Genomic DNA, 15,736 nt, shown 5'->3' on the forward strand with positions numbered 1-15,736 from the left:
CGCGACTATGGCCAGATCAGGCCAGCCAGAATTCCATTTCTATGCGGAGCGTTCTCTATGGCGCGTAAGGCTGTGGCCACCAAGGCCAACGTACCTGAATTCACCCAGGACCAGGAACTCGAAGCCTATCGCGAGATGCTGTTGATCCGGCGCTTCGAAGAAAAGGCCGGCCAGATGTATGGCATGGGCCTGATCGGCGGCTTCTGCCACCTCTATATTGGCCAGGAAGCGGTTGTGACCGGCATCACCATGGCCAGCGAGAAGGGCAAGGACTCCCAGATCACCGGCTACCGCGACCATGGTCACATGCTCGTCATGGGCCTCGACCCCAAGGGTGTGATGGCTGAACTCACCGGGCGTCAGGGCGGCTTGTCGAAAGGCAAGGGCGGCTCGATGCACATGTTCTCCAACGAACACAAGTTCTACGGTGGCAACGGCATCGTGGGGGCACAGGCATCGCTCGGCACCGGTCTTGGTTTTGCCGCCAAGTACAAGGGCGACGGTTCCGTCAGCATTGCCTATTTCGGCGATGGCGCGGCCAACCAGGGCCAGGTCTACGAGAGCTTCAATATGGCCAAGCTGTGGAAGCTGCCGGTCGTATTCATCATCGAAAACAACAAATACGCCATGGGCACCTCGATCGAGCGCTCGTCGGCGACGACGGACTTCTCGCAGCGCGGCGCTTCGTTCGATATCCCGGGCGAGCAGGTCGACGGCATGGACGTCCGCATGGTCTATGATGCCGCCAAGCGTGCCATCGAGCATGCCCGTTCGGGCAAGGGCCCGTTCATCCTCGAAATGCTGACCTACCGCTACCGCGGTCACTCCATGTCCGACCCGGCCAAGTACCGCACCAAGGATGAAGTGACGAAGTATCGTCAAGAGCGCGATCCGATCGAGCAGGTGAAGGCTCGTCTGCTGGAATCCGGTGCTGCCACCGAGGAAAGCCTCAAGGCTCTGGAAAACGAGATCCGTGCGATCGTGACCGAGGCGGCTGACTTTGCCACCAACGATCCGGAACCCGATGCATCCGAGCTCTGGACCGACATCACCATCAGCGCCTGACCTCAGTCAGGCGCTAGCGCGCTGAACATTCATCTATCTGCCCGCCGTGTGGCGACTACGCCCGGCGTCTTATTGCTGGAGAGCACATATGCCTCAAATCCTGATGCCTGCGCTGTCGCCCACCATGGAAGAAGGCAAGCTCGCCAAGTGGCTGGTCAAGGTTGGCGACACCGTGAAGTCCGGTGACGTCCTCGCCGAAATCGAAACCGACAAAGCGACCATGGAAGTCGAGTCGGTTGACGAAGGCGTCGTCAAGGAACTGCTGGTGGCCGAAGGCACCGAAGGCGTGAAGGTGAATACCCCCATCGCCCTGGTTCTGGCCGAAGGTGAAACCGCATCCGCTGCTCCGGCTGCAGCTTCGGCCGCAGAAGCTACACCAAGCATGGTCGAGACTGAGGCGCCCGCGCCAGCTCCCGCAGCTCCGGCAACTGTGCCCGCCGCGCCGAAGTTCGAAGCCCAGGAAGATCCGGATCTGCCGGCGGGTGTCGAAATGGTCGAAATGACCGTGCGCCAGGCGCTGAACGAGGCCATGGCCGAGGAACTGCGCCGCGACAAGGACGTCTTCGTCATGGGCGAGGAAGTCGCCGAGTATCAGGGCGCCTACAAGATCACCCAGAACCTGCTGCAGGAATTCGGGCCCGAGCGCATCATCGACACCCCGATCACCGAGCATGGCTTTGCCGGTCTCGCAGTCGGCGCTGCCTTTGCCGGCCTCAAGCCAATCGTCGAATTCATGACCTGGAACTTTGCCATGCAGGCAATCGACCAGATCATCAACTCGGCCGCCAAGCAGCTCTATATGTCGGGCGGTCAGGTTACCGCACCAATGGTTTTCCGCGGCCCCAATGGTGCAGCCGCGCGCGTTGGCGCCCAGCACAGCCAGGACTATTCGGCCTGGTATAGCCACGTTCCTGGCCTCACAGTCATCGCGCCCTATAGCGCCGCCGACGCCAAGGGCCTGCTCAAGGCCGCCATTCGCTCGCCGAACCCGGTCATCTTCCTCGAGAACGAAATTCTCTATGGTTCGACTGGCCTCGTGCCCAAGGTCGACGATTTCGTGCTGCCGATCGGCAAGGCGCGTATCGCCCGCAAGGGTGCAGACGTGACCATCGTCTCGTTCTCGATGGGCATGCGCTACGCTACCCAGGCCACCGAAAAGCTGGTCGCCGCTGGGGTCGACGTGGAACTGATCGACCTGCGCACGCTGCGCCCGCTCGACAGCGACACGGTGATCGAGTCGGTCAAGAAGACCGGCCGACTCGTGACGGTTGAAGAAGGCTGGCCGCAGGGCGGCATCGGCGCCGAGCTTTCGGCTCGCGTCATGGAGCAGGCATTCGACTATCTCGACGCCCCGGTGATGCGCGTCACCGGCAAGGACGTGCCGATGCCTTATGCCGCCAACCTCGAAAAGCTGGCACTGCCGAACGTCGATGAAGTGATCGCGGCGGTGAATGCCGTCACGTACCGCTCGTAAGGAGAACCGGGATGCCAATTGATATCACCATGCCGGCGCTTTCTCCGACGATGGAAGAGGGCAAGCTCGCCAAGTGGCACGTCAAGGAAGGCGACAGCGTCTCTTCCGGTGACGTGATCGCCGAAATCGAAACCGACAAGGCCACGATGGAAGTCGAGGCCGTCGACGAAGGCAAGATCGGCAAGATCATGGTTGCCGAAGGCACCGAAGGCGTGAAGGTCAACGCCGTGATCGCCGTGCTGCTGCAGGAAGGCGAAAGCCTCGGCGCAGCTGCCGCGCCAAAGCCCGCTCCGGCCGCGGATGCTCCAAAGGCAGAGGCACCGAAGGCCGCTGCCGCGGCGCAAGCGCCACAGGCCGCTGCACCAGCACCGAAGCCTGCCGCTGCTCCGGCAAAGGCCGAAGGCGGCAAGGTGTTCGCCTCGCCGCTAGCCCGTCGCCTGGCCAAGGAAGCCGGGATCGACGTTTCCGCCATTTCCGGTTCGGGTCCGAAGGGCCGCGTCGTCAAGTCGGACGTGGAAGCAGCCAAGTCGGGCAAGGCTCCGCTCAAGGCCGCAGCCGCCGCTGCAGCGCCAGCTGCTGGCGGTGCCGCACCGACCGGCATGACCAAGGCGCAGGTTCTGGCACTGTATCCAGAAGGCTCCTACGAGCTCGTGCCCAATGACGGCATGCGCAAGGTCGTGGCTGCGCGCCTCACCGAGAGCAAGCAGACCGTTCCGCACTTCTACCTGACGCTCGATTGCAAGATCGACGCGCTGCTTGCGGCGCGCGAACAGATCAACAGCTCGGCTCCCAAGTCCAAGGACGGAAAGCCCGCGTTCAAGCTTTCGGTCAATGACTTCGTGATGAAGGCCTGGGCTGTCGCGTTGCAGCGCGTGCCGATGGCCAACGCCACCTGGGCCGGTGACTCGATCCTCTACCACAAGCGCAGCGACGTTGCGGTTGCAGTGGCGGTGCCGGGTGGCCTGTTCACCCCGGTGGTCAAGTCCTGCGATACCAAGACGCTTCGCGAAATCTCCGAAGAGGTCAAGGATCTGGCCGGTCGCGCCAAGTCCAAGAAGCTGGCTCCGCATGAGTATCAGGGCGGCGCGTCTTCCGTGTCCAACCTGGGCATGTTCGGCATCAAGAACTTCCAGGCCGTGATCAACCCACCGCATGGCACGATCCTGGCCGTTGGTGTTGGCGAAGAGCGCGTCTATGCGGAAGCCGGGCAGGTCAAGATCGCCAACTTCATGACGGTGACTTTGAGCTGCGACCACCGTGCGGTCGATGGCGCTCTCGGCGCCGAAGTGCTCGGTGTGTTCAAGGGCCTGATCGAAAACCCGGTGATGATGCTGGCCTAAGGGGCAGGGCGCATGAAGACCATCCTCGCTTACGGCGACAGCCTGACTTACGGTGCAAACCCGCGGCCCGACGGGCTGCGGCATGCCTATGAGAACCGCTGGCCGTCCGTGCTGGAACAAGGCTTGGGCGACAATGTGCGGGTGATCGCCGAGGGATTGGGTGGTCGCACCACCGCCTTCGACGATGGCTCGGCTTCATCTGACCGAAACGGTGCGCGTATTCTTCCCGTGCTGCTCGACACGCACAAGCCGCTCGACATCGTCATCATCATGCTCGGGTCCAATGACCTGAAGCCAGCGATCCACGGTCGCGCGCTGACCGCGTCCTACGGCATTCGCAAGCTGATGCAGGTGGTGCGTGGGCATTTCGTGCTGCCCGGCGACGTCATGCCCCAGTTGCTGATTGTCAGCCCACCGCATCTGGTGCCGACCAAGCATGCCGAAATGGGTATCCATTTTGGCGGCGAGGCGGCCATCGCCGAGTCAAAAGCCATGGCAGGCTATTACCGAACCCGCGCCGCTGAATATGGCGCCGAGTTCTTCGACGCTGCCAGCGTCGCCCATGCCGACCCGCTCGACGGGGTTCATCTCGACCCCGCCAATACCCGCGCCATTGGCACGGGACTGATCCCGGTCGTCAAATCCATGCTGGGCATCTAGCCCGACCACTCGACTATTCTGGAGGCCCAAATGGCTGACCAATACGACCTTCTCGTTATCGGCGCCGGCCCCGGCGGCTATGTTGCTGCCATCCGCGGTGCGCAGCTCGGCATGAAGGTGGGCATCATCGAGCGCGAGCATATGGCTGGCATCTGCTCCAACTGGGGCTGCATTCCCACCAAGGCACTGCTGCGCTCGGCAGAAATCTACGGCCACATGAGCCACGCCAAGGACTACGGCCTGACGGTCGAGAAGTTCGGCGTCGACATTGATGGCGTGGTGAAGCGTTCGCGCGCAATCGCTGCCCAGATGAACAATGGCGTCCAGTTCCTGATGAAGAAGAACAAGGTCGACATCATCTGGGGCGAGGCCGTCATCACCAAGCCGGGCGAAGTCAAGGTCGCGCCGACCAAGAAGGCTATCGTACAGCCGCAGGGACCAGTGCCCAAGAATGCGCTGGGCGAGGGCACTTACAAGGCCAAGAACATCATCATCGCCACCGGCGCGCGCCCGCGTGTGCTGCCGGGCATCGAGCCCGATGGCGACAAGATCTGGACCTACTTCGAGGCGATGAAGCCGGCCACCATGCCCAAGTCGCTGGTGGTGATGGGCTCGGGCGCGATCGGCGTCGAGTTTGCCTCGTTCTATCGCTCGATGGGCGCTGAGGTGACCATCATCGAACTGCTGCCGCAGATTATGCCGGTGGAAGACGCCGAGATCGCCGGCCTTGCCCGCAAGCGCCTCGAAAAGCGCGGCATCAAGATCCTGACCGACGCCAAGGTGGCCAAGGTCGAGAAGGGTAAGGACGGGGTTACCGCACACGTCGAACTCAAGGACGGTTCCAAGCAGCAGATCTCAGGCGAGAAGCTGATTTCGGCCGTGGGCGTGATGTGCAACATCGAGGGTCTCGGCCTCGAGACCGTCGGCGTGAAGACGGAACGCGGCGCTATCGTCATCGACGGCTATGGCAAGACCAATGTCGACGGCATCTGGGCCATTGGCGACGTAGCAGGTCCGCCGATGCTGGCGCACAAGGCCGAGCATGAGGCCGTCATCACCGTCGAAAAGATCGCCGGGATGAAGGTGCATGGCCTCGACAAGTCCAAGGTGCCGGGTTGCACCTATTGCGAACCGCAGGTGGCCAGTGTCGGCCTGACCGAAGCCAAGGCCAAGGAAGCCGGTCGCGAGATCAAGGTCGGCCGTTTCCCGTTCGTCGGCAACGGCAAGGCCATTGCACTGGGCGAGCCCGACGGGCTGGTCAAGACCATCTTTGACGCCAAGACCGGTGAACTGCTCGGTGCCCACATGGTTGGCGCCGAGGTGACCGAACTGATCCAGGGCTTCGTGATCGCCATGAACCTCGAAACCACCGAGGAAGAGCTGATCCACACCATCTTCCCGCATCCGACCCTGAGCGAAAGCATGAAGGAAAGCGTGCTGGACGCATATGGCCGGGCGCTGAACATCTAGGGGTCTCCCCAACTACGGCGTCGTTCCCGCGACAGCGGGAGTGGCGTCGAGACAGGTCGTACCTGCTCACCCAGCAAGGAGTTATCCACATGGTCAAGGCGATCCAGATCGGTCTAGGACACTGGGGATTCAGCTGGACCAAGGACGTTATCCCCAAAGTTCACAACGTCGAGATGGTTGGCTATGTGGACTCCAACCCGGACGCGCTCCAACGGGCGCAGACCGAGCTGGGGATCGCGGAAAGCCTGTGCTTCCTGAGCCTTGAGGAGGCAGTGAAGGCCTCGGAACCGCAACTCGCTATCTGCACGCTGCGGACCGAGGCGCACCATCCGGTGGTGAAGCGCTGTCTTGAGCTGGGCCTGAGCGTTATCGTGGAGAAGCCATTCGCCTCGACCATCGCACAGGCCAAGGAACTGGTGGCGCTAGCGCGCGAGCATGGCCGGGTGCTGATGGTCAGCCAGAACTACCGCTTCCAGCCGGCGCCGATCGTGGCAGCCGAACTGGTCGGAGCGCAGAAGTTCGGACCGGTCAACCTGGTCTCCATCGACTTCCGCCGCCACGCCCCCACGCAGGGCTACCGCTACTGGGACATGCCCGATCCGCTGCTGGCCGACATGTCGATCCACCATTTCGATCTCATGCGCATGGTGCTGAACGATAATCCCAAGCGTGTGTCATGCCGCACCTGGAATTCGCCAGCGAGCCCGTTTGGCCATAACCCGATCGGTGTGGCGACGCTGGAGTTCGAACAGGGCACCATCGTTTCCTATCGCGGCAGCTGGATGAGTAGCGGCCCGGTTACTCCTTGGTCGGGCGAATGGGTGATGGATTGCTCGGAAGGGCAAATCCACTGGAGCTCGCGCGACCACTTCATGGGCAAGGCGGGCCCCGACAAGGTCACGCTGCTGCCGCTGGACGGCGAGCCCGAGCCCTACGACCTTCCCCTCATCGAACATACTGACCGTGTCGGCACGCTTGCCGCGGCGGCAAAGGTGATCGAGACGGGCACCATCCCGGCACGTTTCAGCTCGGGAGAAGACAACCTTCACTCACTCGCACTGGTCCAAGCCACAATACTGTCGGCTGAACGCAAAGGCGAATGGGTCGAAATCGCGGAGGTATTGCAATGAGCGTCGGAACCACAGAACTGCTGATCTTCCTTGCCATCGGACTGGTCGCAGGATGGCTTGCCGGCCTGGTGCTGGGTGGCGGCGGCCTGCTGCGCAATCTCGTCGTTGGCGTCATCGGCTCTTTCGTGGGGGGATGGCTGCTCTCGTCCGCCGGGTTGACGCTCCCCATCGAGAACGCGCTCATCAGCCAGATCATCACCGCCACCATTGGCGCTATCGTCGTGATTGCCCTGGCACGGGTGATTGCGCGATAAGGGCAGGAACCTTGAAGCTGGAGCCGCGAGAGGCGATATCTCGCGCAGGCTGTGAGAGGGCAAATTATGGCACCACCAAAACGACAGACGGCGGGCGGGGGCTTCACCATGGAAAATAACAATAGTCGTGCAATTCTGGTGTTCCTCGGCATCGGCATCCTGGCGGGCTTTCTCGCCAGTCTCGTTGTCGGAGGGGGCGGACTGATCACATACCTCGTGAGCGGGGTTATCGGATCGTTCGTGGGAGGGTATCTGTTTAAGGCGCTGCGGATCGATCTCGGTATCCGCAATGATCTGGGCCGCCAGATCGTGACCTCAACGGTCGGCGCAATACTCGTCGTGATCATTGCACGACTGATCGCCTAGCGATCGCACCCAAAAGTCAGGATATCCCTTGGTCACTCTGATCGACAATTCCGCGTTGAAACCACGCCACCCCGAAAAGGCCAACCGGCCCGATAGCGTGGTGCTGCGCAAGCCGGACTGGATCCGCGTCAAGGCGCCGGGCTCGCCGGTCTACAAGGAAACCCAGCAGATCGTGCGCGAGCATGGGCTTGTGACGGTGTGTGAGGAGGCCGGCTGCCCCAATATCGGGGAATGCTGGTCCAAGAAGCACGCCACCATGATGATCATGGGTGAGATCTGCACGCGCGCCTGCGCCTTCTGCAACGTGCGCACGGGCATGCCTGGCCCGCTTGACCCCACCGAGCCGGAAAAGGTCGCCAGCGCCGTCCAGAAGCTCGGCCTCGAACACGTCGTGATCACCTCGGTTGACCGTGACGACCTGGCCGACGGTGGCGCACAGCACTTTGCTGACGTAATCTTGGCGATCCGCACGCGAAACCCGCGCACGACCATCGAAATCCTGACGCCTGACTTCCTGCGCAAGGAAGGCGCGCTGGAGATCGTCGTGGCTGCCAAGCCTGACGTCTTTAACCACAACCTCGAAACCGTGCCCTCGAAGTATCTCAAGGTTCGCCCGGGTGCGCGCTACTTCCACTCCATCCGCCTGCTGCAGAAGGTCAAGGAACTCGACCCCACTATGTTCACCAAGTCGGGCATCATGGTCGGCCTGGGTGAAGAGCGGAACGAAGTGCTCCAGCTGATGGACGATCTCCGTTCGGCCGATGTCGACTTCCTGACCATCGGGCAGTACCTGCAGCCGACCAAGAAGCACTATCCACTACAGCGCTTTGTGACGCCGGAAGAGTTCAAGTCGTTCGCCACGGTGGCCACCGCCAAGGGTTTCTCGCTGGTCTCCTCCAGCCCGCTGACCCGCTCGTCTCACCATGCCGGGGAAGACTTCGCGGCTCTCAAGGCCGCCCGCATGGCAAAGCTTGGTCATTGATGAAACGCTACTTCGAGCGGCATGTGCCGCACCTGCCGCAGCGCATGTATGACATCGTCGCCGACATGGGCGACTATCCGCGCTTCATTCCCAACTGCAAGGCAATGGAGGTCTCCAAGGACCCCGTCGCCGGCGACGCCGATATTCGCCTGGTTAAGATGACACTGTTCTTTGGCCCGATCACGCAGGCCTATACCAGCAGGGTGACGCTGGACCGGGAGGCACTGACCATCAAAGCCAAGGCCGTGGATGGGCCGTTTGCCTATCTCGACAGCGTCTGGACATTCGAGCCTGAGGGCATGGGCACGCGGGTGCGGTTTGAGATCGACTTCAAGATCTCCAACCCCTTCATAGCAGCGGTCGCTGAGCCAGCGTTTGCCGCCAAGCAGGAAGAGATCATCCGGGCTTTCGCCGACGAAGCAGATCGGCGCTACGGCGACTAGGAGCAGGGGCCGGAGTGCCTACTGCTCTTCGTCGCTGGTCAGCACCTGAAGCAATAGATCGAGCGCCGCCCTGACACTGGCCTTGCGCACTTCGTCGCGGCCCAGATCGCCAAACCGGTGCTCAATGACCACGGTCGCCAGCTCTGACGAAACGGCGATGTAGACCAGCCCCACAGGCTTCTTCTCTGACCCGCCGTCCGGGCCGGCAATCCCGGTGACCCCAACGGCATAGTCGGCGCGCGCGGTGTTGCGGGCGCCATCCGCCATGGCACGGGCAACCTGATTGGACACCGCCCCATAGTCACGGATCAACCGTGCCTGCACATGGATCATGCGGGACTTGGCGGTGTTCGCGTAGGTGACATAGCCCCCATAGACCGCAGCCGACGCGCCGGGAATGTCGGTAAGCGCCGAAGCGATCATGCCGCCGGTGCAGCTTTCTGCCGTTACAATGGTCTGGTTGCGTTCGGTAAGGATATCGATGATCCGCTTACCCGGATCGACTGCTGCCTTTGGCGCCATTCAGTCGACCCTCGGAAGTTCTACACTTGCGCTGGCCATAGCAACCATTCCTTCCTCTCGCCCAATAAAACCAAGCGTCTCGTTGGTCGTCGCCTTGATGGCCACGCGAGACACCGAGATCCCCAACGTCTCCGCGATGATTTGGCGCATCGCCGGCACGTGCGGACCGATCTTCGGCGCTTCGCAGACCATTGTCACGTCGAGATTGACGATACGCCCCTTGGCGCGCGCCACCAGCTCTCCGGCATGCTTGAGGAAGACCGTGGAGGCGGCGCCGCGCCACTGCATGTCAGATGGCGGGAAGTGGTGTCCAATGTCGCCTTCACCGATCGCGCCCAGAATCGCGTCGGTCAGCGCATGCAGGCCAACGTCGGCATCGGAATGCCCCTTGAGCTTGGCGTGGTGGGGAATTCGCACGCCGCAGAGCCAGACGGCATCACCAGGCTCAAACTCGTGGACGTCGTAACCAGTCCCGATACGGGTTTCCATGGCGTAGTCTCCGGCAATAAGGCGCTCAGCGAGCGCAAAGTCTTCAGGATGCGTGATTTTGAAATTGTCGCGGTCGCCCTGCACCATGGCAACGCGCAGGCCGGCCCATTCGGCGATCTCAGAATCGTCGGTAAACTGCCGCTTGGTGGTCGGCGCACGCATATGGGCCGAAAAAATCTGCCCAAAACGGAAACCCTGCGGCGTCTGCGCGGCAAAGAGCTGATTACGATCTTCGGTGGTAGCGACCTGCCGTCCGTCGAGCGACCGTTTGATGGTGTCGGTAACAGGCAGAACGGGCAGGGCGCCTTCGAACTGCTCCAGCGCCGCAACCACCCTGCCAACCAGCTCGGGCGTCGCAAAGGGCCGTGCGGCATCATGGATCAGCACAATATCGGGGCGTTGCGGCGCCAGAGCCTTGAGGCCCTCAAGAACCGACGCCTGACGCGTCGCTCCACCGTTCACGGGAGCTTGCAGCCGGACATCTGAAAGCCCCAGCGCCGCATAGCGTTCGGCATGATCGGCATGCAGCACCGGTAGCGCTGAGGTTACATATGGAATGTCCAGAAATGCCCGGATTGTTCGGGCGAGAACCGCTGTCCCGGCGACTGGACGATACTGCTTTGGATCAGTGGAACCATCTGCGCTGGCGCGCTCGCCTCGTCCAGCGGCGACTATGATAACGGCGATGGTTTTCTGACGCATGGACGACGGGAACTCGGTACGAAAAAGCGGACTGTCCCAGAGGTCTAGCGTCCGTGGTGACATGCGGCAAGTGCAGGGCAGACGTCCTGTCATACACACCATTTAAGGTGTTGCGCCGCCGGACATTTTGATTATTGTGCAGGCAGTAGTTTTGATGTGACCATTTCTGGGGCAAATCGTGTCTGAAGATGCCTGTAACTTGAGCATCGGCGGCCACGAGGTTCGCAATCGGGCTTTCCTCGCGCCGATGGCCGGAATCACCGACCGCCCGTTCCGCAAACTGGCCGAGCGTTATGGCGCGGGTATGGTCGTGTCCGAAATGATCGCGAGCAATGCTCTTGCGGTTGGCAACCAGGACATGGCGCGAAAGCTGGGCAAGCCCAACTCCCTGCCGCACATGGTACAATTGGCAGGCTGCGAAGCCGAGTGGATGACCCGTGGCGCCAAGATTGCCCACGACGCCGGCGCCGACATCATCGATATCAATTTTGGCTGCCCTGCAAAGCGCGTGACGAACGGCTATGCCGGATCCGCACTCATGCGGGTGCCCGATCATGCCATGACGTTGATCGACGCCGTGGTATCGGCGACGCCGCTGCCGGTAACCGTCAAGATGCGGCTGGGATGGGACGAGGACAGCCTCAACGCCCCGGACATGGCCCTTCGCGCTGTCAATGCCGGCGCGCAGATGATCACCATCCATGGCCGCACGCGGCAGCAGTTCTACAAGGGCACTGCCCGTTGGGAACTGGTGCGCGCTGTCGTGGAGGCCGTTGACGTGCCGGTCGTAGTCAATGGCGATATCATCAATCTCGATACCGCTCGCGAAGCGCTGGCCCAATCGGGCGCAGCGGCGGTCATGCTTGGCCGCGGCGCCCAGGGGCAGCCATGGACGGTGGCCCAGATTGGGGCAGGGCTGGCCAACCACCCAGCTCCGGAGGCCCCGAAAGGTACGGAACTCGCCGCACTGGTTGCCGAGCACTATGAGGATATGTTGGTCGAGTACGGCACTGCGGTGGGCCTGCGTGCCGCGCGCAAGCACCTCGACTGGTATCTCGGCGCTGCCGGGATCACCCTGGAAAGACCAGCGCGCAATGACTTCCTCAATAATGAAGAGCCAGCGGACGTCCTGCGTCAGATCGGCATCATTTTCTCCGGCGAGCAGAGGGCCGCAGCATGAGTGCTTTGGAAGCCTCACCCCAGGACGAAACTGACTTGCAGTCCACGGCCGTGCTGCAGGCACTTCCGCAGCCCATCCTGATCTGTGGCGACGAGCGCCAGATCACGTTCGTCAATTATGCTGCCGAGGCGTTTTTTGGTGCCTCGTCGAGCGTGCTGACCCGGCAGAGTCTCGATGACCTGATCGCTTTCGGATCGCCGATCATCGCCTTGGTGGAAACCGTCGCGCTGCGCCGTGCGCCAATGACCGAGTATCGCGTGCGAGTGGGCTCGTCCCGGTTCGGCGAAGAGCGCGTCGCCGACGTCTTCGCGAGCCCGCTATCCGACAATGACGGCCGGGTGGCCCTGCTCATCCAGGAACGCACCATGGCCGACAAGATCGACCGGCAGATGGTCTCGCGTGGCGCGGCGCGCTCGGTAACTGGCCTTGCGTCGATGCTGGCGCACGAGATCAAGAACCCGCTGTCGGGCATCCGCGGCGCCGCCCAACTGCTTGAGCAGACCGTGAGCCTCGATGAAGTGCCGCTCGCCCGGCTGATCCGCGAGGAAACCGATCGAATCGTTGGCTTGATGGACCGCGTGGAAGTGTTCGGCGACGAGCGCCCGATGGAGCGCGAACCGATCAACATTCACGTCGTTCTGGACCGGGTGAAGCTGCTGGCGCGCAATGGCGTGGCGCGCGGCATCGCCTTTTTCGAAGAATACGATCCGTCGCTGCCACCCGTCTTCGGCAATCGCGACCAGTTGATACAGATATTCCTGAACCTGGTGAAGAACGCCTCCGAAGCGCTTGAACGCACGCAGAAGCCGGAAATCCGTTTTTCGACGGCATTCCGCCCTGGGATCCGCGTCAGCGTCACCGGCATCAATGAGCGCATCTCGCTGCCGCTCGAGATTATCATCGAGGACAACGGTCCAGGCGTCCCACCGGACATCCTACCGTTTCTGTTCGATCCCTTCGTCACCACAAAGACCAATGGCTCTGGTCTCGGCCTGGCGCTGGTCGCCAAGATCGTGGGTGACCATGGCGGGGTGATCGATTGCGAAAGCCGCCCGGGCCGTACCCGGTTCAGAATATTGCTACCCGTTGCGAGCGGGGCATTCCTGTCACCAATTGAAGAGGAACTGGCATGAGCCATGTAGTCCTGCTCGCCGACGACGACGCCGCCATCCGCATGGTGCTCAACCAGGCACTCACCCGCGCTGGCTACGAAGTCCGTCCTACCGGCAATATCTCCACCATGTGGAACTGGATTACCCGGGGCGAGGGTGACGTGTTGATCACCGACGTGGCCATGCCGGATGGCAATGCCTTCGAGGTAATGCCCAAGATCAAGAAGCTCCGCCCGGAGCTGCCGATGATCGTGATGTCGGCGCAGAACACGTTCATGACGGCCATTCGCGCCTCCGAAGTGGGCGCCTACGAATACCTGCCCAAGCCGTTCGACATCACCGAGGTGCTCTCGGTGGTGGCGCGCGCGCTGGCCGACGCGAAAAAGCCCGCCACTGGCGATCGACGGACCGAAGAGCCAGGTGAGACCATGCCGCTGGTTGGTCGCTCGACCGCCATGCAGGACATCTACCGCGCCCTGGCGCGCCTGATGCAGACCGACCTGACGGTGACAATTACCGGCGAGAGCGGCACGGGCAAGGAGTTGGTCGCCCGGGCTCTCCACGACTTCGGCAAGCGCCGTAATGGCCCATTCGTCGCCATCAACATGGCTGCTATCCCCCGCGACCTGATCGAGGCCGAACTGTTCGGCCATGAGAAGGGCGCGTTCACCGGCGCGAACACCCGTTCGTCGGGCCGCTTCGAGCAGGCCGAAGGCGGCACTCTGTTCCTCGACGAAATCGGCGACATGCCGATGGATGCCCAGACCCGGCTGCTGCGCGTGCTGCAGGAAGGCGAATACACGATGGTCGGCGGCCGCTCGTCCATCAAGACCAACGTCCGTATCGTCGCGGCCACGCACCGCGACCTCAGCCAGATGATCCGGCAGGGGCTGTTCCGCGAGGATCTGTACTACCGCCTCAACGTGGTGCCGCTGCGCCTGCCGCCACTGCGCGAGCGCATTGATGACGTGGGCGATCTGGCAGCGCACTTCCTCAAGGAAGCCCAGCGCGATGGCGAGCCGATCAAGTCGATCTCGCCCGAGGCCATCAAGCTGATGCAGAACTATTCCTGGCCGGGCAACGTGCGCGAACTGGAGAACCTGGTCCGCCGCCTGTCGGCTCTCTATGCCGACGAATCCATTTCGGCCGAGATCGTGCAGAACGAGCTCAACATCGCCGACCGCCCTTCGACGCCGGGCACCGCCGCGCCGATGGACGTGGCCATGTCGGTCGAAACCCATGTCGGGCAGCTGCTGCGTGAATATGAGCCGAACCTGCCACCGGCGGGGCTCTATCAGCGTGTCATCGACAAGGTCGAGGCACCACTGATCGCCATGGCGCTCAATGCCTGCGGTGGCAACCAGATCAAGGCCGCTGATTTGCTTGGGCTAAATCGCAATACGCTGCGCAAGAAGATCCGCACCCACAGCATCGAGATCGTCAAGCACAGTCGCCGCCACGGCTAGGGCGTATCGACGATCTCGCGACGATTGCGATGCTCGCTGAAGGCGAGCGTCAAACCCGCGGCAACCACGAGAAGGGCGCCGGCATAGACGTTGGTCGCCGGAATCTCGGCCCAGAACAGGTAACCGAACACAAAGCTCCAGATCAGAGCGCCGTACTCCACGGTACCCAGCACGCTTGCGGGGACTTCCCGCGCTGCCTCGACCAGGATGAACTGGGCAAGGCCGCCAATCAGCCCAGCGGCCACGCAGAGCGTGATTTCCCAGATGCCCATACCTTGCCAAAGCGGCAGCGCAATCGCGCCCATGATGGTGACGTGAATCAGGTTCTGCGCGAAGACCTGAACCAGCGTGCGATCGCTCTTGGAGATGGTTCGCATGAGGATCATCGCCACGGCCCAGAACAATGCGGCTCCAAGCACCATGATGACCGGCCAGGTGAAGCTGAAGCCGCTGGGATTGGCAGCCACGACAATGCCGAAAAATCCGATGGAGGCGCCTCCGACGCGGGCCAACGTCAGCTGTTCCTTGAGGAAGATCACCGCCAGCACCGTCGTCAGGATTGGCGCTACATAGTAGAGGGTCGTCATTTCCGCGAGTTGCAGCTCGCGGCCCGAGCTGTAGTACATGACCCAGGCGGCCAGCGTCATCAAACCACGGCCGAAGATCATTGTGCGATTCTTGGACCGCCACAGATCGACCACCAGACTCCTACGGCCGATGGCCAGGCAAAGCACCACGATGACAATCCCGCGCACGAACAGAATCTGCGGTGCGGGCAGGGCGGTGATCACGCCCTTGATCATCGCATCATGCACGGAAAACAGCGTATAGGCGCCAATGCCCAGGGCCATGCCAGTAAGACTGGCGGCTTCAACGCGTGCGGGTGCTGGGGCGGACACTGTGGGGCTCTGGGAGGGTGTGCGATACGATGTGTGTGCCCGGTGTCATTGCGGTTGTCTAGTGAGGCAAAGTGCCCAAAACAGGGGGCTTTCGGGGTCTCAGGCACGCGGTGTCACATTTTGGCAACAATTGTCTTGAAGGGTCCGGCGAATTGGGCCAGACTCTGTCTGCGCGGCGGAGA

General features: G+C 62.2%; 16 protein-coding genes. 13 read left to right on the plus strand and 3 right to left on the minus strand.

Translation table 11 applies throughout. The features are described 5' to 3' along the window. Positions 1-57: 57 nt before the first annotated feature. The 10 genes from pdhA to ACZ5WT_RS16190 all read left to right on the plus strand — a co-directional run bounded on the left by pdhA (position 58) and on the right by ACZ5WT_RS16190 (position 9,184). Positions 58-1,065: a pyruvate dehydrogenase (acetyl-transferring) E1 component subunit alpha gene (gene pdhA, locus ACZ5WT_RS16145; RefSeq protein WP_464284792.1), complete on the plus strand. Its 1,008-nt coding sequence runs from the start codon at positions 58-60 to the stop codon at positions 1,063-1,065. An 88-nt stretch (positions 1,066-1,153) separates the two neighbouring features. Further along, complete coding sequence (locus tag ACZ5WT_RS16150) at positions 1,154-2,539, plus strand: pyruvate dehydrogenase complex E1 component subunit beta (protein ID WP_464284793.1); 1,386 nt, start codon at positions 1,154-1,156, stop codon at positions 2,537-2,539. Positions 2,540-2,550: 11 nt separating this feature from the next. Continuing rightward, positions 2,551-3,879, plus strand: coding sequence for a pyruvate dehydrogenase complex dihydrolipoamide acetyltransferase (locus ACZ5WT_RS16155; protein WP_464284794.1), 1,329 nt, complete (start codon positions 2,551-2,553; stop codon positions 3,877-3,879). Positions 3,880-3,891: 12 nt separating this feature from the next. Continuing rightward, the gene (locus ACZ5WT_RS16160) at positions 3,892-4,539 is read left to right on the plus strand and encodes an SGNH/GDSL hydrolase family protein (RefSeq protein WP_464284795.1); all 648 of its coding nucleotides are present in this window, start codon (positions 3,892-3,894) and stop codon (positions 4,537-4,539) included. Positions 4,540-4,569: 30 nt separating this feature from the next. Beyond that, a complete protein-coding gene (lpdA, locus tag ACZ5WT_RS16165; protein WP_464284796.1) occupies positions 4,570-6,009 on the plus strand; it encodes a dihydrolipoyl dehydrogenase in 1,440 nt (479 codons plus the stop codon). A gap of 89 nt (positions 6,010-6,098) precedes the next feature. After that, a complete protein-coding gene (locus ACZ5WT_RS16170) occupies positions 6,099-7,139 on the plus strand; it encodes a Gfo/Idh/MocA family protein (protein ID WP_464284797.1) in 1,041 nt (346 codons plus the stop codon). Further along, positions 7,136-7,393, plus strand: coding sequence for a GlsB/YeaQ/YmgE family stress response membrane protein (locus tag ACZ5WT_RS16175; RefSeq protein ID WP_464284798.1), 258 nt, complete (start codon positions 7,136-7,138; stop codon positions 7,391-7,393). Before ACZ5WT_RS16170 ends, ACZ5WT_RS16175 begins: the two co-directional genes overlap by 4 nt. 108 nt (positions 7,394-7,501) lie before the next feature. Beyond that, positions 7,502-7,759, plus strand: a complete 258-nt coding sequence (locus ACZ5WT_RS16180) for a GlsB/YeaQ/YmgE family stress response membrane protein (RefSeq protein WP_464287229.1) — start codon at positions 7,502-7,504, stop codon at positions 7,757-7,759. Between the two features lie 28 nt (positions 7,760-7,787). Further along, positions 7,788-8,741, plus strand: coding sequence for a lipoyl synthase (gene lipA / locus ACZ5WT_RS16185; RefSeq protein WP_464284799.1), 954 nt, complete (start codon positions 7,788-7,790; stop codon positions 8,739-8,741). Then, positions 8,741-9,184: a type II toxin-antitoxin system RatA family toxin gene (locus ACZ5WT_RS16190; RefSeq protein ID WP_464284800.1), complete on the plus strand. Its 444-nt coding sequence runs from the start codon at positions 8,741-8,743 to the stop codon at positions 9,182-9,184. The genes lipA and ACZ5WT_RS16190 overlap by 1 nt, the downstream gene beginning before the upstream one ends. An 18-nt stretch (positions 9,185-9,202) precedes the next feature. Here ACZ5WT_RS16190 and ACZ5WT_RS16195 read toward each other — a convergent pair whose 3' ends face one another. Beyond that, positions 9,203-9,706 (minus strand): CinA family protein, encoded by a 504-nt coding sequence (locus tag ACZ5WT_RS16195; protein WP_464284801.1) that lies wholly within the window; start codon positions 9,704-9,706, stop codon positions 9,203-9,205. Beyond that, positions 9,707-10,897, minus strand: coding sequence for a bifunctional 2-C-methyl-D-erythritol 4-phosphate cytidylyltransferase/2-C-methyl-D-erythritol 2,4-cyclodiphosphate synthase (locus tag ACZ5WT_RS16200; RefSeq protein WP_464284802.1), 1,191 nt, complete (start codon positions 10,895-10,897; stop codon positions 9,707-9,709). A 178-nt stretch (positions 10,898-11,075) separates the two neighbouring features. Here ACZ5WT_RS16200 and dusB point away from each other — a divergent pair, with 178 nt between their 5' ends. Genes dusB through ntrC form a run of 3 tightly spaced genes read left to right on the plus strand, consistent with a single transcriptional unit; the run spans position 11,076 to position 14,655 of the window. Next, positions 11,076-12,077 (plus strand): tRNA dihydrouridine synthase DusB, encoded by a 1,002-nt coding sequence (gene dusB, locus ACZ5WT_RS16205; protein ID WP_464284803.1) that lies wholly within the window; start codon positions 11,076-11,078, stop codon positions 12,075-12,077. Beyond that, entirely contained in the window at positions 12,074-13,210 is a 1,137-nt protein-coding gene (locus ACZ5WT_RS16210; protein WP_464284804.1) for a two-component system sensor histidine kinase NtrB, read from the plus strand. The genes dusB and ACZ5WT_RS16210 overlap by 4 nt, the downstream gene beginning before the upstream one ends. Beyond that, a complete protein-coding gene (ntrC, locus tag ACZ5WT_RS16215; RefSeq protein ID WP_464284805.1) occupies positions 13,207-14,655 on the plus strand; it encodes a nitrogen regulation protein NR(I) in 1,449 nt (482 codons plus the stop codon). Before ACZ5WT_RS16210 ends, ntrC begins: the two co-directional genes overlap by 4 nt. Here ntrC and ACZ5WT_RS16220 read toward each other — a convergent pair. Continuing rightward, positions 14,652-15,554 (minus strand): DMT family transporter, encoded by a 903-nt coding sequence (locus ACZ5WT_RS16220; protein WP_464284806.1) that lies wholly within the window; start codon positions 15,552-15,554, stop codon positions 14,652-14,654. The two genes, ntrC and ACZ5WT_RS16220, sit on opposite strands and share 4 nt — an antisense overlap. Between the last annotated feature and the right edge of the window lie 182 nt (positions 15,555-15,736).

It is taken from the genome of Devosia sp. T2-14, from assembly GCF_055397495.1.